The sequence below is a fragment of the Pelagihabitans pacificus genome (assembly GCF_009371985.2).
Taxonomy (GTDB): Bacteria; Bacteroidota; Bacteroidia; order Flavobacteriales; family Flavobacteriaceae; genus Pelagihabitans; species Pelagihabitans pacificus.
The window spans coordinates 877,297-901,250 of sequence record NZ_VIKU02000001.1 but is presented as its reverse complement, the minus strand read 5'-3'; the positions used below and the strand labels follow the sequence as shown (position 1 = coordinate 901,250).

At 45.3% G+C, this 23,954-nt stretch carries 21 protein-coding genes; 13 read left to right on the top strand and 8 right to left on the bottom strand.

Features of this window, described 5'->3' with window-relative positions; translation table 11 throughout:
- Nucleotides 1-6: 6 nt before the first annotated feature.
- Genes FK220_RS03970 through FK220_RS03960 form a run of 3 tightly spaced genes read left to right on the top strand, consistent with a single transcriptional unit; the run spans nucleotide 7 to nucleotide 4,807 of the window.
- Complete coding sequence (locus FK220_RS03970) at nucleotides 7-1,632, top strand: sodium:solute symporter (protein ID WP_152572972.1); 1,626 nt, start codon at nucleotides 7-9, stop codon at nucleotides 1,630-1,632.
- A gap of 60 nt (nucleotides 1,633-1,692) precedes the next feature.
- Nucleotides 1,693-3,189 carry an L-arabinose isomerase gene (gene araA / locus FK220_RS03965; protein ID WP_152572971.1) on the top strand — a complete coding sequence of 499 codons (1,497 nt, stop codon included), beginning with the start codon at nucleotides 1,693-1,695 and terminating at the stop codon, nucleotides 3,187-3,189.
- A 10-nt stretch (nucleotides 3,190-3,199) separates the two neighbouring features.
- Nucleotides 3,200-4,807: a sulfatase family protein gene (locus FK220_RS03960; protein ID WP_238718886.1), complete on the top strand. Its 1,608-nt coding sequence runs from the start codon at nucleotides 3,200-3,202 to the stop codon at nucleotides 4,805-4,807.
- Nucleotides 4,808-4,813: 6 nt separating this feature from the next.
- On the opposite strand, the gene FK220_RS03955 is transcribed toward FK220_RS03960, so the two are convergent.
- The 3 genes from FK220_RS03955 to FK220_RS03945 form a co-directional block, all read right to left on the bottom strand.
- The gene (locus FK220_RS03955) at nucleotides 4,814-6,211 is read right to left on the bottom strand and encodes a Gfo/Idh/MocA family protein (RefSeq protein ID WP_152572969.1); all 1,398 of its coding nucleotides are present in this window, start codon (nucleotides 6,209-6,211) and stop codon (nucleotides 4,814-4,816) included.
- A 168-nt stretch (nucleotides 6,212-6,379) separates the two neighbouring features.
- Nucleotides 6,380-7,576 (bottom strand): hypothetical protein, encoded by a 1,197-nt coding sequence (locus FK220_RS03950; protein WP_152572968.1) that lies wholly within the window; start codon nucleotides 7,574-7,576, stop codon nucleotides 6,380-6,382.
- 410 nt (nucleotides 7,577-7,986) lie between these two features.
- Nucleotides 7,987-8,199: a hypothetical protein gene (locus tag FK220_RS03945; protein ID WP_152572967.1), complete on the bottom strand. Its 213-nt coding sequence runs from the start codon at nucleotides 8,197-8,199 to the stop codon at nucleotides 7,987-7,989.
- A gap of 304 nt (nucleotides 8,200-8,503) precedes the next feature.
- Here FK220_RS03945 and FK220_RS03940 point away from each other — a divergent pair, with 304 nt between their 5' ends.
- Nucleotides 8,504-9,661: a homogentisate 1,2-dioxygenase gene (locus tag FK220_RS03940; RefSeq protein WP_152572966.1), complete on the top strand. Its 1,158-nt coding sequence runs from the start codon at nucleotides 8,504-8,506 to the stop codon at nucleotides 9,659-9,661.
- 1 nt (nucleotide 9,662) lies between these two features.
- Here the strand turns inward: FK220_RS03940 and hutG are convergent, their stop codons facing one another.
- From hutG to hutH, 4 genes are read right to left on the bottom strand one after another with little or no spacing between them, the layout of a single operon-like run.
- Nucleotides 9,663-10,619, bottom strand: a complete 957-nt coding sequence (gene hutG / locus FK220_RS03935; RefSeq protein ID WP_152572965.1) for a formimidoylglutamase — start codon at nucleotides 10,617-10,619, stop codon at nucleotides 9,663-9,665.
- 2 nt (nucleotides 10,620-10,621) lie between these two features.
- Nucleotides 10,622-12,628, bottom strand: a complete 2,007-nt coding sequence (locus FK220_RS03930; RefSeq protein ID WP_152572964.1) for a urocanate hydratase — start codon at nucleotides 12,626-12,628, stop codon at nucleotides 10,622-10,624.
- Nucleotides 12,629-12,638: 10 nt separating this feature from the next.
- The gene (gene hutI / locus FK220_RS03925) at nucleotides 12,639-13,889 is read right to left on the bottom strand and encodes an imidazolonepropionase (protein ID WP_317168302.1); all 1,251 of its coding nucleotides are present in this window, start codon (nucleotides 13,887-13,889) and stop codon (nucleotides 12,639-12,641) included.
- A gap of 45 nt (nucleotides 13,890-13,934) precedes the next feature.
- Nucleotides 13,935-15,515: a histidine ammonia-lyase gene (gene hutH / locus FK220_RS03920; RefSeq protein WP_152572963.1), complete on the bottom strand. Its 1,581-nt coding sequence runs from the start codon at nucleotides 15,513-15,515 to the stop codon at nucleotides 13,935-13,937.
- Nucleotides 15,516-15,606: 91 nt separating this feature from the next.
- Here hutH and FK220_RS03915 point away from each other — a divergent pair, with 91 nt between their 5' ends.
- Entirely contained in the window at nucleotides 15,607-16,161 is a 555-nt protein-coding gene (locus FK220_RS03915) for a nitroreductase family protein (protein ID WP_152572962.1), read from the top strand.
- A 2-nt stretch (nucleotides 16,162-16,163) separates the two neighbouring features.
- On the opposite strand, the gene FK220_RS03910 is transcribed toward FK220_RS03915, so the two are convergent.
- Entirely contained in the window at nucleotides 16,164-16,673 is a 510-nt protein-coding gene (locus FK220_RS03910; protein WP_152572961.1) for a DUF456 domain-containing protein, read from the bottom strand.
- Nucleotides 16,674-16,826: 153 nt separating this feature from the next.
- On the opposite strand from FK220_RS03910, the gene FK220_RS03905 reads away from it, so the two are divergent.
- The 8 genes from FK220_RS03905 to FK220_RS03870 all read left to right on the top strand — a co-directional run bounded on the left by FK220_RS03905 (nucleotide 16,827) and on the right by FK220_RS03870 (nucleotide 23,926).
- On the top strand, nucleotides 16,827-17,222 hold the full coding sequence (locus tag FK220_RS03905; RefSeq protein WP_152572960.1) for a BlaI/MecI/CopY family transcriptional regulator: 396 nt from the start codon (nucleotides 16,827-16,829) through the stop codon (nucleotides 17,220-17,222).
- A complete protein-coding gene (locus tag FK220_RS03900; protein WP_152572959.1) occupies nucleotides 17,219-19,174 on the top strand; it encodes a M56 family metallopeptidase in 1,956 nt (651 codons plus the stop codon). The genes FK220_RS03905 and FK220_RS03900 overlap by 4 nt, the downstream gene beginning before the upstream one ends.
- A gap of 9 nt (nucleotides 19,175-19,183) precedes the next feature.
- Nucleotides 19,184-20,341, top strand: coding sequence for a tetratricopeptide repeat protein (locus FK220_RS03895; RefSeq protein ID WP_152572958.1), 1,158 nt, complete (start codon nucleotides 19,184-19,186; stop codon nucleotides 20,339-20,341).
- Nucleotides 20,342-20,449: 108 nt separating this feature from the next.
- On the top strand, nucleotides 20,450-20,926 hold the full coding sequence (locus tag FK220_RS03890) for an energy transducer TonB (protein ID WP_152572957.1): 477 nt from the start codon (nucleotides 20,450-20,452) through the stop codon (nucleotides 20,924-20,926).
- Between the two features lie 8 nt (nucleotides 20,927-20,934).
- Nucleotides 20,935-21,489 (top strand): crossover junction endodeoxyribonuclease RuvC, encoded by a 555-nt coding sequence (ruvC, locus tag FK220_RS03885; protein ID WP_152572956.1) that lies wholly within the window; start codon nucleotides 20,935-20,937, stop codon nucleotides 21,487-21,489.
- 93 nt (nucleotides 21,490-21,582) lie between these two features.
- Nucleotides 21,583-21,873, top strand: a complete 291-nt coding sequence (locus FK220_RS03880; RefSeq protein WP_317168301.1) for a four helix bundle protein — start codon at nucleotides 21,583-21,585, stop codon at nucleotides 21,871-21,873.
- 134 nt (nucleotides 21,874-22,007) lie between these two features.
- Entirely contained in the window at nucleotides 22,008-23,141 is a 1,134-nt protein-coding gene (gene hemW, locus FK220_RS03875; RefSeq protein WP_152572955.1) for a radical SAM family heme chaperone HemW, read from the top strand.
- Nucleotides 23,142-23,188: 47 nt separating this feature from the next.
- On the top strand, nucleotides 23,189-23,926 hold the full coding sequence (locus FK220_RS03870; protein WP_152572954.1) for a cyclase family protein: 738 nt from the start codon (nucleotides 23,189-23,191) through the stop codon (nucleotides 23,924-23,926).
- The last annotated feature ends 28 nt before the right edge of the window (nucleotides 23,927-23,954 follow it).

The following is a 23,954-nucleotide window of genomic DNA, read 5'->3' as shown; positions in this document are numbered from 1 at the left end:
TTACAGATGAAGGGACTGGATACATTGGATTGGGTAGTAATTGCCATTTACTTTCTAATACTTTTAGGAATTGCTTGGTGGGTCATTAAACAAAAGCAAAAAGATACCGAAGATTACTTCCTGGCAGGACGCAATATCGGATGGTTCGTCGTAGGGGCCTCCATTTTTGCCTCCAATATCGGTTCGGAACACGTTGTTGGTCTGGCAGGAAACGGTGCGGGTGACAAGATGCCACTCCTAATTTACGAATTACATGCCTGGATCGTCTTGATGCTAGGCTGGGTTTTTCTTCCTTTTTACGCCCGAAGTGGGGTGTTTACCATGCCGGAGTTTTTAGAAAAGCGTTTCGACGCACGGTCCCGATGGGTGCTGTCGGTCGTCTCCTTGATCGCCTATATTTTGACCAAGGTATCGGTAACTATTTACGCCGGTGGTATAGTAGTTTCAGCCCTGTTGGGCATTCCATTTTGGATAGGGGCGGTCGCCACGGTCGTATTAACAGGTTTGTACACCGTGCTGGGAGGTATGCGTGCAGTGGTCTACACCGAAACCATCCAGGCCATGGTGCTGGTGGTCGGTGCGGGGGTACTCACTTTTATGGGCTTGGATGCCGTTGGAGGATGGGGAGAGCTCAAAGACACCGTAGGGGTCGATTATTTTAATATGTGGCGGTCGAACTCCGATCCGGACTATCCGTGGTTTCCGCTCTTTTTTACAAGTAGCATTGTAGGAATATGGTACTGGTGTACCGATCAGGTGATCGTACAACGGGTATTGACCGCCAAAAATATCAAGGAAGGTAGAAGGGGAAGCATTTTCGGGGCACTTTTGAAATTGATGCCCGTTTTCCTCTTTTTGATACCGGGAGTAGTGGCCTTGGGATTAAAGATGCAGGGAAAGCTCGATTGGGATAGTCCCGATGAAGCCTTTCCCGTTTTGATGAGCAACCTGCTGCCTTCCGGTCTTAGGGGATTGGTAGCGGCCGGACTACTAGCGGCCCTAATGAGTTCCTTGGCCTCGGTCTTTAACTCCTGTTCTACCCTGTTTACCTTGGATATCTATAAAAAGCTAAAACCGGACAAACCGGAGGAACAATTGGTGAAGACCGGTCGCGTCGCTACTTTTTTCGTTGTGGGCTTGGGCTTGTTGTGGATTCCGATCATTACTACTTTATCCGATGGATTATACGAATATCTACAGAACGTACAGGCCTATATTTCACCGCCGATTACCGCGGTATTTCTTTTAGGCATTTTTTATAAGCGCATCAACGCCAATGGGGCAATCGCAACTTTGGTAGGTGGATTGATTATTGGATTTTCAAAACTTACCTTGGAGATTACCAAGTCAAGTTTCAGCGAAGGCAGTTTTCTATTTGCTATAGCGGATATTAATTGGCTCGTTTTTGGGGCCTATTTTTTTGCCATGTGCATCGCCATCGCGGTTACGGTAAGTATGTTTTATCCCAGGCCTTCGGAGGCCCAGTTACAGGGTCTTACTTTTGGTACGGTGACCGCAGAGCAGAAAGCGGCCAATAAGGCGAGCTATAACATTTGGGATATTGTTGCCTCTGTGGTGGTAGTTTTGATCGTATTGTATATCATGGTATCCTTCAGTACGCTTTCGTTATAAGATACTTTATCAATTTCCTTGGTTTACGGGGAGGTTGCCTGTTATGAATTACATACCGACATGATAGATCTCGATAAATACGAAGTTTGGCTGGTAACGGGAAGTCAGCGCCTTTATGGACCGGAAACCTTGCGGCAAGTGGCCGATCATTCCCAGCGGATTGTAAGTGCCTATCGGTCACAAAATTCCATTTCGGTACAGCTTGTTTTTAAGCCGGTAGTGAAAACGGCAGATGAAATTCTGCACTTATGCAAGGAAGCCAACAACCATATTAGTTGTGTTGGCCTTATTGTTTGGATGCATACCTTTTCGCCCGCCAAAATGTGGATCACTGGTCTTAAAGTCCTTCACAAACCTTTCCTTCATCTTCATACACAGTTCAATAGGGATATTCCTTGGGATAGTATCGACATGGACTTTATGAACCTCAACCAATCGGCCCATGGAGGCAGGGAGTTTGGTTTTATCGTCGCACGCATGGAGATACAACGCAAAGTAGTGGTCGGCCATTGGGAAAATCAAATGGTCATCGAACAACTCGACCGTTGGTGCCGTGTAGCCTGTGCCTTGGCGGATTCCCAAAGCATGAAGATAGCCCGGATAGGGGACAATATGCGCCAAGTAGCTGTCACCGAGGGTAACAAGGTCTCCGCTCAGATCCAGTTTGGATATGAGGTCAATGGGTACGGACTTGGAGATCTGGTGCCTTTTATAAATCGGGTGACAGATAAAGAAATCAGAAGGTTAATCGAGGAATATAACGATTCATATGCCCTCGCCGATTCGGTCAAACAAGGAGGCGAACGGCATAGGTCGCTTCGCGATGCCGCCCAAATTGAAATTGGTCTGAGGGCCTTTTTAGAGGAAGGCGGATTCACTGCGTTCACCAATACCTTTGAAAATTTACACGGGTTAAAGCAGTTACCCGGAATCGCTACACAGCGCTTAATGGCTCAAGGATATGGTTTCGGGGCAGAGGGTGATTGGAAGACGGCCGCCTTAGTGCGAAGTATGAAGGTCATGGCGGCCGGTCTAAAAGGGGGCAATAGTTTTATGGAGGACTACACCTATCATTTCGAACCCGATAATAGTGCTGTACTAGGTTCCCATATGTTGGAGATTTGTCCTTCCATCGCAAGCGGTACTCCCAAGTTAGAGGTACATCCTTTGGAAATCGGGGGCAAAGAAAATCCCGCACGATTGGTCTTCAATGCCGGACCGGGAAAAGCAGTAAATGCAACCATGATCGATTTGGGGCATCGGTTTCGTCTCTTGGTCAATACGGTAGCGGCTTTGGAAATACAAAACGATATGCCCAAACTACCGGTAGCAAGAGCCCTATGGCGACCTGAACCCGATTTGCCTACCGCCGTCGCCGCATGGATTCTGGCGGGAGGAGCGCACCATACCTGTTATAGTCAAAATATTCTAGCGGAACAGTTAGAGGATTTTGCCGATATGCTGAACATTGAATTTTTACTGATCGATGACAAGACCGATCTTTATCGGTTTAAACAAGAGCTACGATGGAATAATGTAACTTATGGTAAACTATAAACTATCCATCATGAAGATGAGATATATTTTTTTTCTCGTCTGCGCCATTTGGCAAGGCATCGGGTATGCCCAAGAAGACATACGGCCAAATATCTTGGTCATCATGTTCGATGATGCGGGACTCGATATGGGTGCCTACGGAAGTACCTATGTGAATACACCCGCTTTTGATGCCATTGCAAAGGAAGGAATACTTTTTAGTCGGGCCTATACCCCGAATGCCAAATGTGCCCCATCTCGCTCCTCGGTGATGACCGGGCGTAACTCTTGGCAGTTGGATGCTGCTGCCAACCACTATATTTACTTCCCGCCCAAATTCAAGACGTATCAGGAGGTGCTATTGAAAAATGGGTATACCACAGGCCATACGGGCAAGGGATATGCCCCGGGGAAGACCCTGAACGAGGACGGAAGCCAACGGGAGGTCATGGGCCTGGCGTACAATGATAAAAAGCTGCAGCCTGCAACCTCCGGTATTTCCGATAACGATTACAGTGCCAATTTCAATGATTTTTTAGAGAAGGCCCCTAAAGACAAACCATGGAGTTTTTGGGTAGGCTCCACCGAACCGCATCGTGGCTATGAGTATGGTACGGGCTCCAGATTGGGCGGAAAGACCATCGACATGATCGAGAACTTCCCGCCGTATTGGCCCGATAATGAAATTACCAGAAACGATTTATTGGATTATGCCTATGAAATCGAGGATACAGATCGGCATATCGGCAACATTATGCAAATCCTTCGGGAACGCAATTTACTGGGGAATACATTGGTGGTAGTAACTTCCGATCACGGCATGCCGTTTCCAAGAGTAAAAGGTGATCAGTACGAAAATGCCAATCACGTTCCGATGGCCATGCTTTGGAAGGAAAAAATGCAACAGGGAGGAAGGGTGGTCGACAACTACGTTAGCTTTATAGATTTGGCCCCAACTTTTTTGGAAATGGCAGGAATCGATTGGAAGGTATCTGGAATGCATCCGGCCTCGGGAAGGAGTTTAATGAACATCATCGAATCCTCAAAATCGGGACAAATCGAGATCGATCGCAACTACGTGCTGGTAGGAAAGGAACGCCACGATACCGGAAGACCCGATGATATCGGCTTTCCCATTCGAGGCATGTACAAAGACAGTATGCTGTATCTAAGGAACTATGAAACAGATCGATGGCCATCGGGAAATCCTGAAACGGGTTATTTGAATTCCGATGGAAGTCCCACCAAAACGGTAATCCTGAATATGAGGCGCAATGGGGAGGATGCGCGGTATTGGAGACTAAACTTCGGAAAACGGGTTGCCGACGAGCTTTACAACATTGGAACGGACCCCTTTTGTATGGTGAATCTAGCCCAGGATGCCCAGTACCTAAGCATGACAAATACACTCCGCCAAGAGATGGAGGCCAAACTGTTGGAACAAGGTGACCTTAGGATGGTAGGCTATGGACATTTGTACGAACGGGCACCCCTTGCGGGAGGAAGGGATTTTTACACCCGTTATATGGCAGGTGAAAATCCCCAGGCCCCTTGGGTCAACAATACCGATTTCGAGACCTTTTACCTTGATGGGGATGGCAATACCCTTGAAAAAGTGCCTCTCAAACAAAAGGATTAATCGTTTTTAGCCTTCAATCAACTTCATGACCGTTGGGTTCCAGTTGACCGGCTTTCCTTGGAAATAACTCTCATTGGCCAATAGGGCCGCCCCGGCGGCACGTAATCCAAAGGTCGGATCTTGGATTACCGGCCCCTTGCCACGAACGGCTTGGAAAAAGTTGTAAAAATGATCGTAGTGGGCTCCCTTATAATCCCTAGGGGCTTCCCATGTGGTGGTTCCTGTGTTTAGTTTGGAAGCTCTTGTCTCCAGGTTTTTTTTGGCATACGATTCCCGTATCTTCCCTTGGGTCGCTTCGGTATAGGCAACCATCGAATAGCCGCCTGGAACCATACCCAACTTGGAACGTGTCAATTTTACGGAGTTCTGGCCTACTTCCATTTCACCCTCCGTTCCGATGAGCTTGAACCCGCCACCGCCTCCACCGCCGGCAATAAAATTAATTCGGAATACGGCATTGAAGGCCGCATGGGTATCGGTTTTAGGATAGTCATATAAGGTAATGGTCACATCGGGTACGTCGCGACCATCGTTCCAATAGCGCAAACCACCCGTAGCCAATGCCCTATTGGGTCCGTTTGAGCTGATAACGTGATTCAATGTGGAGAAAGCGTGTACGAACAAATCGCCTGCAACCCCCGTGCCATAATCTCGATAGTTCCGCCACCTAAAAAAACGTTTTGGCTCATAAGGTACTTTGGGTGCACGTCCCAGGAAAGTGTCAAAATCAACGGTGTCGGGATTGGCATCGGGGGGAATGGGATACTGCCATGCACCTTCGGCCGAATAGCGGTCGTTGTACATATCCAGCATTACAATTTCACCGATAGCACCTTCTTCGTATAATTGCTTGGCCTTTTCATTTCCTAGCGACGACATGCCCTGACTACCTACTTGACATATAGTACCGGAAGCTGCTTGGGCTTTGATAATCTCTTGCCCCTCATCGAATCGTTGTACCATGGGCTTTTCGCAATATACCGCTTTTCCGGCCTTTAGGGCATCGATGGTAATTCGTTTATGCCAGTGATCGGGAGTCGCCACAATGACGGCATCGATATCGTCTCGATTTAAAAGTTCCCGATAATCCCTGGTGGTGAAAATGTCATCGCCCCAGAGCTCTTTGGCCCGTGTGTGACGACCATCATAGAGGTCGCAAGCAGCCACTAGTTTTACACCATTAACCTTTAGTGCCGCCGTAGTATCATAAATACCCTGGATTCCAGACCCTATCAATCCCAAATTGATTTGATCATTTGCCTCATAACTTATAGACTCGTAGTTTCTGGATAATTCTAGTTTTTCATTTCGTGGAGACCCCATCACATAGGGAGTAGCGGTCAAGGCTGCGGAGCCTAAGGTTGCTTTTTTAAGGAATGATCTTCTGGAGTTGTTTTTTTTCATCTGGATATGCTTTCGGATGGTTTATAGCACGTTGAATTTACGTTATTTCAGTTCAGAAGACAAGGGCACGGTAAAAATAGCCATCAGGTAGCCCGGTTAGGTGATTTTTGGGCTTTGTGGCAACCCAATGGCTCAGAGAGTATCATAAATCATACGCAACAATTACCTTTACTCCTGAATCCAAAACATATCCGATGTGGGAATGTTCTTTTCATATCCTATCGCAAAAGGGTCAAATCCTGTTTTTGCAAGAAGATACCAGGCAGTCGAGGAGAGTGCCGGAGTAATATCGGCACGGTCCCAAAGAGGATTGGGCCCATACGTACTCCCATGGTTGCTTGTGTATGGAATGCCTTCGGAATCTTTCATCGTAGTACTGGCAATGAACGTTTTTTCCAACTCTGTCAAAAGCTTTTCCGTTTTTGGAATATCGTCCAGTTGTTTGAAAGCCAATGCCATTTGTGCGGTGCCCTCAAGCCAAATAACGTCTTTATCCACATCGAAACAGTAACCAGTGACCTCTTTCCCTGAAACCGTTGCCATTTGTGAGGTGATAAATAGTTCATCGGCGTAGTACAATTGTTCTTTGGGAAAATTTTGGAACACACCCTGCCCGATAGCGTGCAAATCCAGGGCATTTAGGTATTGGGGATTTTCTGGCCATGCGATCAGTGTTTTTTTGTTCGGGTCCCAACGGTATTGTTCCAAATACTCCAGTATCTTTTTATGAAAATCGTCATAGCCCGGGACGGCGTTGAAAGCCGTGGCAATGCCTTCGGTTACCTTATGTATGGGCGTTCCATCTTCCTCGGTTCCTCCCCATAGACCGCCATCCTCATCCTGTAACGACCGGATCCATAGTTCCAATTCCTGGGCCAAACGGTGGTATTTTGGATTGCCGCTTGCTTCATGATAATTATTAACGGCAATTAGGAGCCAAGCATTGTCGCCAAGCCATTTACGGCGGCCATTCGTTCCTTCTTTGTTTCTAAATTGGTAAAACCCGCCTGAATCTGCCATCAGCTCACCGGAAACCCTAGTGTCGAAAAAAGCAAGGATTTTTTCAGCCTTTTCCAATTCCCCTTTCTGAATGAAGACCAAGGCGGCCAAGGCATTGTCATAGAGCGATACAAAGTCGGTGTTTTCCGAACTTTCCAACAAGCCATTTGAATGCTGAACGTTGCTGATCCAATTATAGGACAACTCTTCCAAAAGTACCTCTTCCAAAACCACTTCTACCCCTTCATTGGGCTCAAGGGGTACTACCGTGTCGGAATCTCCTATACCGACTTCTTCCAGATCCTCTACACTACAGGAGAAAATGGTAAAAAATAGTACAATGGCTAAAAGTAGTTTTTTGAGCATAAGCGCTTAGGTTTCCTGAAATTCGAAAATTGACCATAAAATTAGCCGCTGTCTGTCTTATGGGATGTATTTTGCGATTGAATGCCAAGAAGTTCGATGAGTGCATAGCGACAGTGCCGCTTGTCTGGCTTTTGTGCCATATACCCGAAAGTCATTTTTTACCCACAACGATTAAATAGGGCGAACACCGATATTTGTTGCCCTCGGCAGTCATCAACCAAACAATGGTCCAAAGAAGGAATAGTACAGATTTAGCCGGTAAACATTAAAAAGTAAAAAACCTTTCCTATATTTGCCTCGTTGTGTTGTGACCCATTACCTTTTTTTGAGGTGAGGGCCAATGAAAGGCTTTCCAAATTGGGAGGCTTTTTTTGTTTGGAGAGGTTTTAGGTCACACGGTATTGGATGTCTTAAGCGATATCCCGAAGATGGTCCTTCCCCTTTTTTCCATTCTCAATGCGGTCTTTGGAGAAATCTTTTTGAGCTGTATCGTTTTGTGGATTAGGGTGTTGTTCCTGTAGGGATAAATCACCATGGATTTTTTGAACCTTTCTGGATTCTTGGAGTAGCTCCCATTCCTCCATGGCCTTTCTGGCCTTGGCTTCGGTACTTTTTTCCTTCATTTTCAGTTCAGTTTGGCCAACGTCCAAAGGTGTTCAAGCTTTTGGGCGCAGTGGTTAGCATGCACAAACAATGTATAAGGGTATTCATTGGAATACCATAATCATTCAGGGAATGATTACCTCTATAGTCAAAAGGCACATACAATATAAATAGGATTTCGGTAGAGAGAAATTTTTTTCGATAAAGGGTCAAAACTTCGATTAAAAGGGATTCTTTTAAAAGGGATAAAATTGACTTGGGAGAATCAAGCGGTTCCTCTAAAATATCGTAATTTTAGACTTCTAATTTAATGTCATTTTTTGTATGCCTTTATATCATAAATTGGGAAAAATACCCCAGAAACGACATACCGTTTTTAAAAAAGAAGATGGTTCGCTCCACTATGAGCAGCTGTTCGGAACCGTCGGTTTCGATGGTATGTCTTCGTTAATGTATCATCTCCATAGGCCTACCCAGGTGAAAGAGGTAGGAAACACCCTCGACATTGCTCCGCGGGCAGCCGTTGACCACAACATAAAATCGCGATTGCTAAAGGGCTTTGAGGTGCGTCCTGAGGACGATTATTTGGAGAGTCGAAAAACGGTGTTGTTCAATAAGGATGTACACATAGGTTTAGCTGCCCCGAGAAAATCAATGACCGACTATTATTACAAGAATGCCGATGCCGATGAATTGCTTTTTGTACATGAGGGTACTGGAACGCTGAAAACGATGTTAGGCGAAATTCCGTTCGAATATGGGGATTATCTGTTGATTCCCCGAGGAATGATCTATCAAATCGAGTTCGATAGCGATGACAACCGGTTGCTGGTCACTGAAAGTTATCACCCCATATACACCCCGAAACGTTATCGCAATTGGTTTGGTCAACATTTGGAACATTCGCCTTTTTGTGAGCGTGATTTTAAACTACCCCAAAATCTAAAGGCTTACGACGAAAAAGGTGATTTTTTGATCAAGGTGAAGAAAGAAAGACAGTTACACCATATGGTGTATGCTACCCATCCTTTTGATGTTGTAGGTTGGGACGGGTATAATTATCCTTACGGATTTTCCATTCATAATTTTGAGCCTATTACCGGACGAGTACATCAACCACCCCCAGTGCACCAGACCTTTGAGACAGGGGCATTTGTGGTTTGTTCCTTCTGTCCGCGATTGTACGACTATCATCCTGAGGCAATTCCGGCACCCTATAATCACTCCAATATCGATTCGGACGAGGTGCTCTATTATGTAGAGGGGGATTTCATGAGCAGAAAAGGAATTGATAAGGGATACATCTCACTGCATCCTGCCGGTATTCCACACGGCCCACATCCGGGCACCTATGAAGCCAGTATCGGAAAATCAAAAACAGAGGAGTTGGCGGTGATGATCGATACGTTCAAGCCTTTGCAATTGACACAGGCAGCTTTGGATATCGACGATGGGAAGTATTATCGCAGTTGGTTGGAGTAAGTCAGTATCTATGAATGACGAAATGAATCAGGGATGCCGCTAATTTGGCCGTACGGTCATCAATATCGTAGGCAGGGTTCATTTCGGCAAAATCGATGCTGATCAATTTCCTGGAATCGATAATGAGTTTAAGACACTCCAATACGATATCAGGTGAAAACCCCATTGCCGACGGGGCACTGACCCCTGGGGCGTAGGCAGTGGAAAACCCATCCAAATCAACCGTCACGTAAAGGCAATCCACATCTTCGATAAACTGGATAAGACGAAGCTGAACATGTTCCAGATAGTGCATTTGGAAATGGTGACGCTCTAAATAGTGCACTTGTAACTCCTCGGCAGTTTTGTAAAGAACCGGGTCATTGGCGTCTTGTCGAATGCCTAAACAGAAATACCTGAATTCGGAACCTTCTTTTTTGCAATCTTGGGCGATTTGGTAAAAAGGGGTTCCTGAGTTGTTGCCGTTTGTTGTGTCGCGTAAATCAAAATGGGCATCAAAATTGATGATACCGATTGCTTTTTGTGGCCCTCGATGTTTTTTGATTCCATTAAAATGTCCATATGCGATATCATGGCCGCCTCCCAAGAGAACAGGGAAGACTCCCTTTTCCAACAGTTGATCAACCAAGTGGCATAGCTGTGTTTGTGTTGCTTCCAGGTCCCCATCGAGGCAGCCAATGGTACCGACATCCAAAAAACGGGTACCTTCGGATAAATGATTGGGCATTTTACCAAGGGCGCCCCGAATGGCGTCGGGTCCGGAGACCGTTCCCGTTCTCCCTTGGTTTCTTTTGACTCCCTCGTCGCAGGCATAGCCAAGAAGTACGATCGTTTTTTTGGGGGATTTCTTGATTATTTCTTCCTGGAAATCAAGACAAATCAACTTTTCATGCAGATAAAGCTGCTCTTTGGAGCTTCGACCCTTATATATTTCCGGACTGGTTTTTTTATAGGTCATTATTATTCATCAAATAATTCATCCAACAACCGGTCTTCCACCAAATGCGGCAGGGTTACCTTCAATTCGGGAGTACGCTTCATTTCCCTTTTGATAGCGAACAACGCTTCGGTATTTCGAGCCCAGCTCCTTCTGGAAATTCCGTTGTTCACATCGTAGAACAACATATTCCTTAAGCGGTCGGAAGCTGCCTCCGATCCATCCAAGACCATTCCAAATCCTCCATTGATGACTTCGCCCCAACCAACACCACCACCATTGTGGATAGAGACCCAAGTAGCCCCCCGAAAACTATCACCAATGACATTATGGATGGCCATATCGGCGGTAAATTTACTTCCATCGTAAATATTGCTGGTCTCCCTGAACGGGGAATCGGTACCGCTGACGTCGTGATGGTCCCTTCCCAGAACAATGGGGGCGGAAATGTCCCCGGCTTCGATAGCACGGTTGAAGGCTTCGGCTATTTTGATCCTTCCCTCGGCATCGGCATACAAAATTCTTGCTTGGGAACCCACGACCAACTTATTTTGTTCCGCCTCTTTTATCCATTTGATATTGTCTCGTAGCTGTTGTAGGATTTCCGACGGGGCGTCTTTTTCAATTTCCTGCATCATCTGAAGTGCCAAAGCATCGGTTTTCCTCAAATCTTCAGGGTTTCCCGAAGTACAGACCCACCGGAAAGGTCCGAATCCGTAATCGAAACACATAGGCCCTAAAATATCCTGTACATAGGAGGGATATCTAAAATCGATTTGATTTTCGGCCATAACGTCGGCGCCTGCTCTTGAAGCTTCCAACAGAAAGGCGTTGCCATAGTCAAAGAAATAGGTGCCTTTCGCAGTATGCTTATTGATAGCGGTGGCATGTCTTCGCAAGGATTCCTGGACATGATTTTTGAAGGTTTCCGGATGCTCACCCATCATTCGATTAGACTCCTCAAAAGATAGGTCAACAGGATAGTACCCTCCGGCCCATGGATTGTGCAACGAGGTTTGATCGGACCCGAGGTGTATAAAGATTTCTTCCTTATCAAAGCGTTCCCACACGTTTACGATGTTACCGATAAAGGCCAGCGATACGGTTTCTTCCCGCGCTACGGCTTTTTTGGTTCGTACCACCAAGGAGTCCAAATCTTCTATCAACTCATCGACCCAGCCTTGTTGATGTCTTTTCACGGCCGCGGCACGATTTACCTCCGCGCAGACCGTGATGCATCCAGCAATGGTTCCTGCCTTGGGTTGGGCACCACTCATGCCGCCCAGACCGGCTGTCAAGAATATCTTCCCTTGGATGGATTGCTGAGCTTGTAACACTTTCCGAAAAGCGTTCATTACGGTAATGGCAGTGCCATGAACAATACCCTGTGGGCCAATGTACATGTAGGATCCAGCGGTCATTTGCCCGTATTGGGTCACCCCCAGTGCGTTGTATTTTTCCCAATCATCGGGCTTGGAATAGTTAGGAACCATCATTCCGTTGGTGACGACTACTCTTGGGGCCTCTTTGGCGGAAGGAAAGAGCCCCATCGGATGTCCGGAATAGACGTGCAGCGTCTGTTCCTCGGTCATGGTGGCCAAATATTGCATGGTAAGCAGGTACTGTGCCCAATTTTGAAATACGGCCCCATTGCCCCCGTAGGTAATGAGCTCCTCCGGATGTTGCGCCACTTCAGGGTCCAAATTGTTCTGGATCATGAGCATGATGGCCGCTGCCTGTGCCGTTTTTGCCGGATAGGCGTCGATAGGACGGGCATACATCTCGTAGTCAGGTTTAAACCGATACATGTAAATGCGACCGTACAAATGAAGCTCCTCGGCAAATTCCTTGGAGAGTTCCCCATGCCAATCCCTGGAAAAATACCGGAGTGCATTGGAAATAGCCAATTTTTTTTCCGCCAAGGATAAAATGTCTTTTCGTTTTGGGGCGTGATCAACTTTCGATAGATACTCCTTCTTCGGGGGAAGTGTTGATGGAATGCCCTGTAGTATTTGTGATTTGAAATCCACGTTGTTTCGTCTAATGCTTGTGTTTGTCAAAGACCAATTCCCCTTTTTTCCATACCATACAGGGCTTAAAGTTGCCTTGGTTGTACAAAATCTCTTGGTAATTATCGGAATGGAAGCCACAAAAATCGGCCAACTTGCCTTTTGCCAATCGCCCACGATCCTTCAGATTCAGGGCAGCAGCCGCACGAAAAGTAATGCCGGCCAAGACCTCCGCATTCGTCAATTTTTCAAAAGCCCCAAGAATAGCGGCCTGTGTCAACAGGTCACCCATGGGCGCAGATCCCGGATTATGATCACTGGCAATGGCCAAAGCACCTCCGGCATCCAAAATCTTACGGGCTGGGGTAAAACCGCAACCCAGTCCCAAGGAAGCCCCTGGCAGCGCCGTGGCGATGACATTGCTTTTCGCCAATAATTCGATTTCCTTCTCCGTGCTCGCCTCCAAATGGTCGGCGCTGAGCGCGTCGAAGCGTACGGCCACCTCACTGCCACCGGTGGAAAACTGATCTGCATGTACGGTAAGGTCAAACCCCATTTCCTTTGCCTTTTGGAAATACGGCAGAATGTCGTCGCTTGAAAAAGCACTTTCCTCGATAAAGGCATCGATGCGGTTGGTCAGACCTTCCTTCTTGATTCGTGGAAAAAGCGATGTGCTAATTTCGGAAAGGTATTCCTCGGCGTTCCCTTGGTAATCCTTGGGAACCATATGCGCGGCAAGACAAGTGGTAATCAGGTCTGTGGAAATAGTTTCATTGGCTTCCTTAATAGCCCGTAGTATTTTGAGTTCTTCTTCGATGGAAAGGCCGTAGCCACTTTTTACCTCGATAGTAGTCACTCCATTTTTAAGGTGGCGGTTGGCCAATTTCCGGGTGCGTACGGTCAAGGTCTGCTGCGAAGCTTTCCGTGTTTGGGTCACGGTGTCCCAAATACCGCCTCCGCCCTTGGCGATTTCCAAATAGGTTTTGCCCGCGTTACGCAGAGCGTAGTCGTTGGCCCTGGAACCCGCAAAACAAATATGGGTGTGCGCGTCGATGAAGCCTGGAAGACAAACATGGTCGCCTTTGAGTTCTTGAACTTCGACATCCTTTGCATTTGCCAACAACGAGGTGTAAGGTCCTATAGTACTTATCTTTTCATCATGTATCAGAATCCCTGCATCCTGCATTAGGGTCAAGTCACCGTCTGAAATCGGTCCTTTGATGGCCAATCCCGTCATGGGGACAAGTTGTTTGAAAGGGCCTACAAGAATTCTTTTTTTCACCTTTTTAATTCTTTATGCTATCCTGTTTCTTCTTTTTTCTCCTTCTTAATATACCTCAAATTCATCGGAGTATTTTGTCTTCAAGGAAATTTTCTCTTTTTTCCGAACACGATCAATAATGTCTAGTAAGACTTGGCCACGAATCATTTGTATTCCTTTTTCGATGTCGTCGGCAAATACCCGATCTTTGTCCGCAAAGGATACTTTTTTACGAACCTCCAGATGTACTTCCTCTAAGAAAATTCCGGATTTGAGCGGTTTTCTGTATTCAAAGGCTTGTGCGGCTGTCAATAGTTCAATGGCAAGAATTTTTTCAACATTATCGAGCACCCGCAGTGCTTTTCTTCCACTAATTGACCCCATACTTACATGGTCTTCCTGTCCTAAGGAAGTTGGGATGCTATCTGCACTGGCCGGAAAACATAATCCTTTATTCTCACTGGCGAGCGCCGCCGAGGTGTATTGCAGGATCATATAACCTGAGTTGATACCGGTATCCTTCATCAACAATTTGGGAACCCCGGGGCTGTTGCCCTCCAAAGCGAGATAGATACGGCGGTCGGAGATATTCCCGATTTCGGAAGCCGCCAAGCACGCGTAATCCAAGGCCATGGCCAGGGGTTGTCCGTGAAAATTACCACCACTGATTGTTAAGTCCTTATCAATAATCACAGGGTTATCGGTGACGGCGTTCAGTTCCACTTCAAGTAGTTCTTTCAGATGCAACCACGTATTGCGGGAGGCCCCATGCACTTGTGGAATACAGCGTAGGGAGTAGGGATCTTGAACTCGTTCACAATCGATATGGTCCTCTAAAATTTCCGAACCCTGCAATAGTTTTCCGATCCGTTTGGCGACATGTATATTTCCCTTGAACGGGCGGAGTTGATGCAGTTTTTCATAAAATGGTTTTACCGAGCCTTGGAGGCCCTCGATCATCATGGCCCCAATAATATCGGCTTGTGAAAGACAGGAATGTAGTTTCTCTACCACCCGTATCGCATGGGCTGCAATGAACTGTGTTCCATTAATAAGCGCAAGACCTTCCTTGGGACCAAGGGCTAAGGATTGGAGCCCCGTTTTTTTGAAGAATAGGGGTGTATCCATTGTTTTTCCCTCAAACTCCACTTTTCCCAGACCAATTAAGGGAAGGAATAAATGGGAGAGTGGTGCCAAATCTCCCGAAGCACCGACCGAACCTTGGGAAGGCACTATAGGAATCGCGTTATTTTCTATATGCCAAATAATGCGATCGAGCGTCGCTTCCGAAATTCCTGAAAAGCCCTTTGCCAACGAATGTGCCTTTAGCACCAGCATGAGTTTTGCGATTTCCCCGGCAACAGGTTGGCCCACCCCGACGCTATGGCTTTGTAGGATGTTGGTCTGCAGAATGCTTGTTTCTTCCTTTGATATTTTGGTAGTGCATAAGGGTCCAAAACCTGTGTTGATTCCGTAAACGGGATGCCCTTTGTCAACGATCTGCCGTACTACCTCGTAGCTTGCAACGACCTTTTTTTTTGCGGTCGAAGAGCATTGTAATTTCATATCGCCGCGGGCAATCGCCAGGGCAGTACCGGCGGTGAGTAAGTCTTCGCCCAGTCGAAACGTGTTGGAGGTGGCAGTCATCTATTTTTTGGATAAGGTGCCCTAAAAGTATTTAATCCATTTGAGAATGACCAGTGGAATGACGTAACTTTATCCTATTAAATCGTTGCTAATGATTTTTGAATTGATAAAGAACCGGCGATCGGTCTTCCCGGCACAATACAACGACGTACCGATTGCGAAAGCGGATATCGAAAAAATACTGGAAGCGGCCAACTGGGCCCCCACCCATAAAAAGACCGAACCTTGGCGTTTTAAGGTATTGCAAGGGGACTCCCAAAGGCGATTGGGGCAATTTTTGTCGGCCAAATATCAAGAAATTGAGGAACGCCCCAAACAGATGAAAATTAGGAAACTCAAGGAAAACCCTGTAAAATCGGGAGCGGTCATTGCTATTTGCATGCAACGTGATCCCAAGGAAAGTCTACCGGAATGGGAGGAAATTGCGGCGACCGCCATGGCGGTACAAAATATGTGGTTGTGCTGTACCGAACTCGGTATCGGTTGCTATTGGAGCTCCCCTGGTTTGATCAAGCACATGCATGAATTTTTCGAGTTGAAGGAAGGGGAGAAGTGTTTGGGGTTTTTCTATATGGGGTACTATGATGGCGAACTGCCTAAGGTAGAACGGGGTTCCATGACCGAAAAAGTGGTTTGGATGGGATAATATTAATCAAAAAATGGAAAAAGGGCCGCTTTATAGTCCCAGGCTGTCGAGAGAAACAGTCCTAAAAAGATGATGCTCACAAGGAACTTCATAAAAGTACCTGTGAGAAAACCCAAAAAAGAACCAAAAGCCGCCGTTAAGGCGGTTCTTCTATCGGCCTTATTGGAGAGTTCCCCGATTAAGGCACCCAAAAACGGACCGATAATGATGCCACCCGGAATCGGCAAGATAAGCCCCACGATGAGACCGATGGTGGTGCCGATCATCCCAGCCCGTGTACCACCGAATTTCTTGGTTCCAATAGCTGGAATAATGTAGTCAAGGGCGAAAACTACCAACGCGATCACAGCAGTGATTCCCAAAAACCACCAATCATCCGGTACCGCTTCGGTGAGGGATAACAACAGTAATCCCAACCAGCTAACGGGGGGACCCGGCAATACGGGTAGAAAACTTCCCAAAATTCCGACCAGCATCAGAAGGAGTCCGATCATTAATAGCGCAATGTCCATTCAAATTGGTTTGTTGTTTGACGAAGATAGAAACGATTTGTTACAGGAATCCAGTTTTAAACGGAAAGCTCCGAAAAATTATTCAACTAAAAAATTAGTTTAAACTAAGAATTTAGTTATATTTGTTTTTTTATAACTAAAAATTTAGTTCAAATGAAGCAGTTAACCAAGGCTGAAGAAGAAGTTATGCAGGTTCTCTGGCAATTGCAGAAATGCAATGTCGCCGCTATCATCGACCAACTTCCGGAGCCCAAGCCTGCCTACAATACCATATCCACCATCGTACGTATTTTGGAAAGCAAGGGATTTGTAAACCATGAAAAAGAGGGGAAGGGCCATATATATTTTCCGCTGGTCAAAAAATCCGATTACAGCAACCAATCGATCACCAAATTGGTCGATGGCTATTTTCAGGGCTCCTTCAAGAGTATGGTCTCTTTTTTTATGAAAGAGAACGAAGTAAGTCTTTCCGAATTGGAATCCATTCTAAAAGATATTAAAAAATCTTCTGACGATGTTGGCGAAGACCCTAAAGAAATAGACCTATGATACAGTATATTCTTGAGTGCATCATCTTTCAATTGGTATTCCTTAGTATCTATGACCTTTTGTTGAAAGGGGAAACCTTTTTTCAGTGGAACCGTCTTTATTTGATAAGTACGTATTTGTTATCCTTGGTACTGCCTTGGATCAAAATCGAGGCTTTAAGCACTCAGCTGCCCAAGGAATACCATGTATATCCGGCTTTTCTAATGGAACTGGACCAAGCTTCTGTCGTAACTGTCGCTTCGGAAAACCAAGGACTACAACTTACATGGCTACAAGGTGTGTTCTTTGGTGGCATGTTCCTGGCCACTATTCTTTTTACTTACAAATTATACAGGATATACCGCTTCCGAAAAGAGGGGACCGTACACTATTTTCCTGATTTCACCAAGATAATCATTGCCAATACTGATATTGCTTTTTCTTTTTTCAAATCTGTTTTTCTGGGAGACCGTGTATTGGAAAAGGAACACCAGGGTATCATCCTACACGAAATGGTTCATATCGAACAAAGGCATACCTGGGACCTACTTTTTTTTGAATCGATGCGGATTGTGGGATGGTTCAACCCTTTGGTGTACCTCTATCAAGGCAGGATTGCGGAACTACACGAATTTATTGCCGATGCAAAAGTCGCAAAGGCCGACAAGAAGGGGCAGTATCAGCTACTGCTGTCACAGGTATTTCAAACGCAGCATATCTCATTTGTAAACCAGTTTTTTAAAACATCATTAATCAAAAAACGAATTGTCATGTTACAGAAAGCGAAGTCCAGAAAAGTTTTTCAACTAAAATATTTGATTTTAGCACCTATTGTTTTCTGTATGCTATATTATACTTCCTGCGTCAGCGAGTTAGATCAATCCGAAGGTATTAAAGAAACCTTTGTGGTAGGGGATGTTGCAAATCTAACTCTCGATGAAGAATCAAGGATTTTTACACGGTTGATCGATCTTTCCGTACAGTCTAAAAACTGGAACCTGCTATTGAAGGATACTTCGTCATCCATTGAATTCAGTAGCCCGAACGATGAAGCCTCGTTTATCTCCGGTCCCGGGGGCATTCCGATCAAAGCGAAAATGCAAATTGAATCCAGCATTTTGGAGGAAGATTTCAGTCTTTTTGATGCTGCTTCCAAAAATATACAAATCGTCATAAACGAAAACTCCGTCCCTTTTGGAGTCGTTGATGAAGTGCCTATTTTTCCAGGATGTGACAACAAAACCGATAAAAGGGCCTGTTTTCAAGATGGGATACAACGGCACATCAGCAAAAATTTCAGATATCCTTTAGAGGCTCAAAAGCAGGGTATTGAGGGGAGGGTCAATGCAATCTTTGTTATCACTAAAGACGGTTCCGTTCAAGGTCTGAAAATGAGAGGACCCGATAAGCTATTGGAAGCCGAGGTCGCCCGGATTCTTTCCAGACTCCCTCAAATGACCCCTGGCAAACAGGACGGGAAAGCGGTGAATGTACCTTTTTCCATTCCCATCACCTTTAAGTTACAACAGGGAAGCTTTAATGGGATCAATGAGGATTCAGAATATGAAAAGGTAAAGGCTGCACAAATAGCCGAAATGCCCGAGGATCTAAAGATTGAATTTCAGAATGCGGTTCCTTTTGGAGAAGTAGCCCAAGTACCCATTTTACCAGGATGTGAAGATGCCTCCGATGGCAGGGCGTGCTTCATGGAAAAAATGAGAACGCACATCATGAAAAACTTCAACTATCCGACGAAGGCGAAAGAGCAGGGTATTCAAGGAAGGGTGAATGTCATGTTCTTGATTTCCAAGGAAGGAGAGATTACCAGTATTGCGAAAAGAGGTCCCCATACCTTGTTGGAAGATGAGGCGGTTCGAATCATCTCAAGATTGCCCAAAATGCAGCCTGGAAAAAAAGCGAATGGCCAGCCTGTGAACGTACCTTTTTCCATTCCCATAACCTTTAAGTTGTAAAAGTGTACCATGCGCATATTTTCCATCCTTTTTATGTTCAATCTGTTCTTCGCTTGTGCACAGACATCCATTAAATTCTCGTCTGACCAAAACTTAAAAATTGCTGACAGCCTCTATACCATAGGGAATTACACCGCAGCTATCAATTTCTACGCCAAGGTAGGCTCCCAAAATTCAAACTTACAAATTGCCAGGGTCTACAATGCGATGGGAAATTACGATAAGGCAATTGATCAATATCGAGACGTGGTTGGCAAGGATTTAGGCCTGGAGATTGCCCGATTCGAACTAGGCAAGCTTTATTTGAAAACCAAGCAGTTCGATGAAGCACGAAAGATTTTTTCTTATCTCGTAAGCACGAACAAGACCAACCCTGAATATCGCTATTATCAAGGAGAAGCATTTCGGGAACTAGATCAAATTGCCAGTAGTCTTGTGGCCTATAAAAAAGCTGTTGACCTAGACAGTACCCATCTACGTAGTCTGTTTCGATTAGGGAAGTATTATACGGTAAAACTGGAGCGGGGTGCCGCCCTTAAGTATGTAAACAGGGGGCTTGAATTCTATAAAAACGATGTGGCACTTGTAAATCTAAAGGCATTGATTCTCTATAATGATGACCAGTTCGAAAACGCCATTCCATGGTTCGAAAAGGTATTGGAACTGGGCGAAAAGAAGGAGTATATCTATTCCAAACTGGCCTATTGCTACTATAAGAACTGGGAATTTGACAAGGCAAAGGCGATGTATCGCATCCTCTCTGCTATTGACGACACCAATCCCGATGCTTATTTTGGCCTTGGTAGCGTGTACTTGAGGAACAAACAACTCGATAGCGCTGAAATTAATTTTAAGACCGCAATAGAAGTTAAAGATCCAGCGCTGGACCGGGAGTATAATGCCTTGGCAAGTTTAGCGCGGGAGCGGAACGATTTAAAGTCGGCCTTGGAATATTATCGATTGGCCTATCAAGAAGATACTACCAGTAGTACCGGGTATTATCAAGTTTGCACCGTAGCCGATCAATACTATGAAGACCCTAAAATTCGGTTGGAGTATTATGAAAACTTCCTTCGGAAATTTGGAAAAGAAGTCCCTTACCTTTCCAAAACCGTCCTTAGGCGTATTCGGGAACTGAAAGAAGAACTGCACTATAAGCGAGATTGATCGAACACCCCTTGCGCCATTCGGATTGTTATTCGAAGCTGCCGTCCGGCTGAAATCTGGCCGGAATGTCCCTAAATTGTTGTAATTTCCACCTAGAATAGGGGCGTGATGAAATATCTTTTGGTTGTACTTTTTTCAGGTCTGCTGGTCTCTTGCAATCTTTTTGCCTCAAAAGAAAAGAAGATGCGAAAGCTAGTGGAGCAAGAGATGCGCGACATCAATTGGAACGATATCGATAGCTACCCACTTTTTGGGAATTGCGATGAGACCCAAACAAAGAAAGGCCAACGGGAATGTTTCGAACAGGAAGTCCTTTTACACTGTTCTAGAAGTTTGAAAGAGTTTGAATTCGTGCTCTTAAGCGGGACCAACCCCACGGTGCAAGTGGATTTCTTGGTCGATCAAGATGGACAAATCTCCGTTTTGGATATTCAAAAAGATGCTGCAATCGATTCCCAGATGCCCGAATTTGACCAAATCATAACGCAAAGTCTTAAAAATATGCCACCTTTGGCCCCGGCGTTGAAGAGGGGTATTCCTGTGAAGGCGAAGTTTCGAATTCCCATCATACTTAATACCGAGTAAAACAAGTTTTGACAAGCGAAAAAATTATATTAGGTATCGACCCCGGAACGACCATCATGGGTTTTGGACTCATCAAGGTGGTGAATAAAAAGATGCAGTTTGTGCAAATGAATGAACTGCTTTTAAAAAAGTACGACGATCCCTATACCAAGCTTAAATTGATCTTTGAGCGCACCATCGAACTTATCGACACCTACCATCCCGATGAAATCGCTATCGAGGCACCATTTTATGGTAAAAACGTACAATCAATGTTGAAACTGGGCCGTGCCCAAGGGGTGGCCATGGCAGCCGGACTCTCCCGTCAAATTCCCATTACCGAATACCTTCCAAAAAAAATCAAAATGGCGATTACGGGCAACGGGAACGCCAGTAAGGAACAGGTCGCTAAGATGCTCCAGGGTATATTGGGTCTCAAAACACTTCCTAAAAACCTGGACAGCACCGACGGCCTTGCCGCAGCGGTATGCCATTTCTACAATGAGGGAATAGTTGAAGTGGGCAAAAACTATTCGGGATGGGAGGCTTTTGTAAAGCAGAATGATGGAAGGGTTAAAAAGTGAGTAGTAGTCAGTACTACGTAAAAAGAGGTAGGTGAAAAGTGATTGGTCATTAGTCAACAGTAAGCCGTATTGAGTAAACAGTAAACAGTATTTATGAAATTTCAAGATCTTTTGGCCTATCAAAAAGCACAAGACTTGGCAATGCAAATTTTTAAAGTCTCAAAACAGTTTCCTAGAGAGGAATTATATTCTTTGACCGATCAAATAAGAAGGTCATCTCGCAGCACTGCGTCGAATATAGCCGAATCTTACGCCAAACGCCTTTATCCAAAACACTTCATTGGTAAACTGTCCGATTCGGACGGAGAAAACTTAGAAACACAGGCTTGGTTGCAATTTGCCTTGGATTGTGAGTATTTAGATAGCCGTAGTTTAACGGATTGATGGAACAAAACTTCGAAATAGGTAAATTGATTTATTATATGAGAAACAACCCTGGTAAGTTTGGTTCAAAATAGCGATTTGCCTGTACTCATTATGTTCACTGTTTACTCAATACTGTTCACTTATTACTAGAAATGTCCGGCATCTATATCCACATACCTTTCTGCAAACAGGCATGCCACTACTGTGATTTTCATTTTTCAACGAGTATGGGCAAAAAGGACGCCATGGTAACGGCTTTGTGCAAGGAGCTGGAACTGCGCAAGCAGGAATTCCGGAACGGGCGTGTAGAAACCGTCTATTTGGGAGGTGGCACACCATCGGTATTGCATGTGGGCGAAATCCAGTCCATCATTGATACTATCTATCGGCACTACGAAGTAACAGAGTATCCCGAAATCACCTTGGAAGCCAACCCTGATGACCTGTCTGCCGAAAAAATCAAAGAATTGGTAGACACCCGGATCAACCGTTTGAGTATTGGTGTCCAGTCATTTTTTGAAGAAGATCTAAAACTAATGAACCGGGCGCATAATGCCCAGGAAGCGGAAGCTTGTATCAAGGAGGCTTCCAGGTATTATGATAACATTTCCATCGATTTGATTTACGGAATTCCCAATATGACCAACGACCGGTGGAAGCGGAATCTGGAAAAGGCCTTATCGCTCAACGTTCCCCATATTTCCAGTTATGCCCTGACCGTGGAGCCCAAAACCGCCTTGGCCCATTTTATCGAGAAAGGTATTGTGCCAGGGGTCGACGATGCAGTCGCCCACGAGCATTTTACTATTTTATCGGACACCTTGGAAGCGGCCGGATTTGAGAGCTATGAGATTTCCAACTTTGGGAAACCGGGCTATTTCTCCAAAAACAATACGGCCTATTGGCAGCAAAAAAAATATATCGGTATCGGGCCGTCTGCCCACTCCTACGATGGTGAGCGTCGTGGCTGGAACGTTAATAACAATCCTACATACTTAAAAGCCATCGAAAAGGGGCAACTGCCTATGGAAACCGAGCTACTTTCCACCACCGATAAATACAACGAATATGTGATGACGGGCCTACGGACGATCTGGGGTGTTTCTATGGATAAAATCAAGCGGGACTTTGGAAAAAACTATGCGGCATACGCCTTATCACAAGCAGCGAAATACCTGGAAGACCACTTACTGTATTTAGACGGGGATACGCTTTTAGCGACCAAAAAAGGACGATTTTTGGCCGATGGTATTGCCAGTGACCTGTTTATGATTAAATTGGGTTAGCCATCGCTCCCGAGAGTGTACAATGACAGTGCGATGCATTCAATCCTATGATAGCCAAAATAAAAAACCATACCATCGACCTTTCCAAACCCTTGGATATCTCCATTCCGTTGCGGGGTGATGCTTCCAACGTAAACGCTTGGTACATAGGTCCTCCCAAAATAACGCCACATACAGAGGGGGAGTTTGTCGGTAAGGTTTCCAAAGGAGCTTCCACCAATTTTAACGATATCTGGTTCAATCCCCATGCCCATGGCACCCATACGGAGTGCGTAGGCCATATTACCGAAGGCTTTCATTCCATCAATCAAAATTTGAATCGATTTTTCTTTTTGGCCGAGCTGATTACCATTGCCCCCGAAAAGTATCAGGATGATTTTGTGATATCAAGAAAACAATTGCAATATGCCCTGGGGAACAAAAAACGGGAGGCGGTCGTTATTAGAACCTTGCCCAATTTAAAGGAGAAGCTTTCCAAACAGTATTCCCACAGCAATCCGCCCTATCTTTTGGAACAAGCTGCACGATTGCTAGTTGCAAAGGGAGTGAAACATTTGTTGATCGACCTGCCTTCGGTCGATAAGGAAAAAGATAACGGGGCACTATTGGCGCATAAGGCCTTTTGGGATTTTGATGGAGACCTACGAAAACAAGCAACGATTACCGAATTCATATTCGTGCCCAACCACATCGAGGATGGAAAATATTTTTTGAATTTACAGGTAGCCCCTTTTGAGAACGATGCCAGCCCCAGCAGGCCTGTACTTTACAAAATAGAATCATAGCCTTCGGTACTGTGCTAATCTTCTTATA

Bases quoted from the DNA above. Each gene is read 5' to 3' on its own strand.
- FK220_RS03970 (WP_152572972.1), top strand. From the start codon at position 7: ATGAAGGGACTGGATACATTGGATTGGGTAGTAATTGCCATTTACTTT.
- araA (WP_152572971.1), top strand. From the start codon at position 1,693: ATGATAGATCTCGATAAATACGAAGTTTGGCTGGTAACGGGAAGTCAG.
- FK220_RS03960 (WP_238718886.1), top strand. From the start codon at position 3,200: ATGAAGATGAGATATATTTTTTTTCTCGTCTGCGCCATTTGGCAAGGC.
- FK220_RS03955 (WP_152572969.1), bottom strand. From the start codon at position 6,211: ATGAAAAAAAACAACTCCAGAAGATCATTCCTTAAAAAAGCAACCTTA.
- FK220_RS03950 (WP_152572968.1), bottom strand. From the start codon at position 7,576: ATGCTCAAAAAACTACTTTTAGCCATTGTACTATTTTTTACCATTTTC.
- FK220_RS03945 (WP_152572967.1), bottom strand. From the start codon at position 8,199: ATGAAGGAAAAAAGTACCGAAGCCAAGGCCAGAAAGGCCATGGAGGAA.
- FK220_RS03940 (WP_152572966.1), top strand. From the start codon at position 8,504: ATGCCTTTATATCATAAATTGGGAAAAATACCCCAGAAACGACATACC.
- hutG (WP_152572965.1), bottom strand. From the start codon at position 10,619: ATGACCTATAAAAAAACCAGTCCGGAAATATATAAGGGTCGAAGCTCC.
- hutH (WP_152572963.1), bottom strand. From the start codon at position 15,515: ATGACTGCCACCTCCAACACGTTTCGACTGGGCGAAGACTTACTCACC.
- FK220_RS03915 (WP_152572962.1), top strand. From the start codon at position 15,607: ATGATTTTTGAATTGATAAAGAACCGGCGATCGGTCTTCCCGGCACAA.
- FK220_RS03910 (WP_152572961.1), bottom strand. From the start codon at position 16,673: ATGGACATTGCGCTATTAATGATCGGACTCCTTCTGATGCTGGTCGGA.
- FK220_RS03905 (WP_152572960.1), top strand. From the start codon at position 16,827: ATGAAGCAGTTAACCAAGGCTGAAGAAGAAGTTATGCAGGTTCTCTGG.
- FK220_RS03900 (WP_152572959.1), top strand. From the start codon at position 17,219: ATGATACAGTATATTCTTGAGTGCATCATCTTTCAATTGGTATTCCTT.
- FK220_RS03895 (WP_152572958.1), top strand. From the start codon at position 19,184: ATGCGCATATTTTCCATCCTTTTTATGTTCAATCTGTTCTTCGCTTGT.
- FK220_RS03890 (WP_152572957.1), top strand. From the start codon at position 20,450: ATGAAATATCTTTTGGTTGTACTTTTTTCAGGTCTGCTGGTCTCTTGC.
- FK220_RS03880 (WP_317168301.1), top strand. From the start codon at position 21,583: ATGAAATTTCAAGATCTTTTGGCCTATCAAAAAGCACAAGACTTGGCA.
- hemW (WP_152572955.1), top strand. From the start codon at position 22,008: ATGTCCGGCATCTATATCCACATACCTTTCTGCAAACAGGCATGCCAC.
- FK220_RS03870 (WP_152572954.1), top strand. From the start codon at position 23,189: ATGATAGCCAAAATAAAAAACCATACCATCGACCTTTCCAAACCCTTG.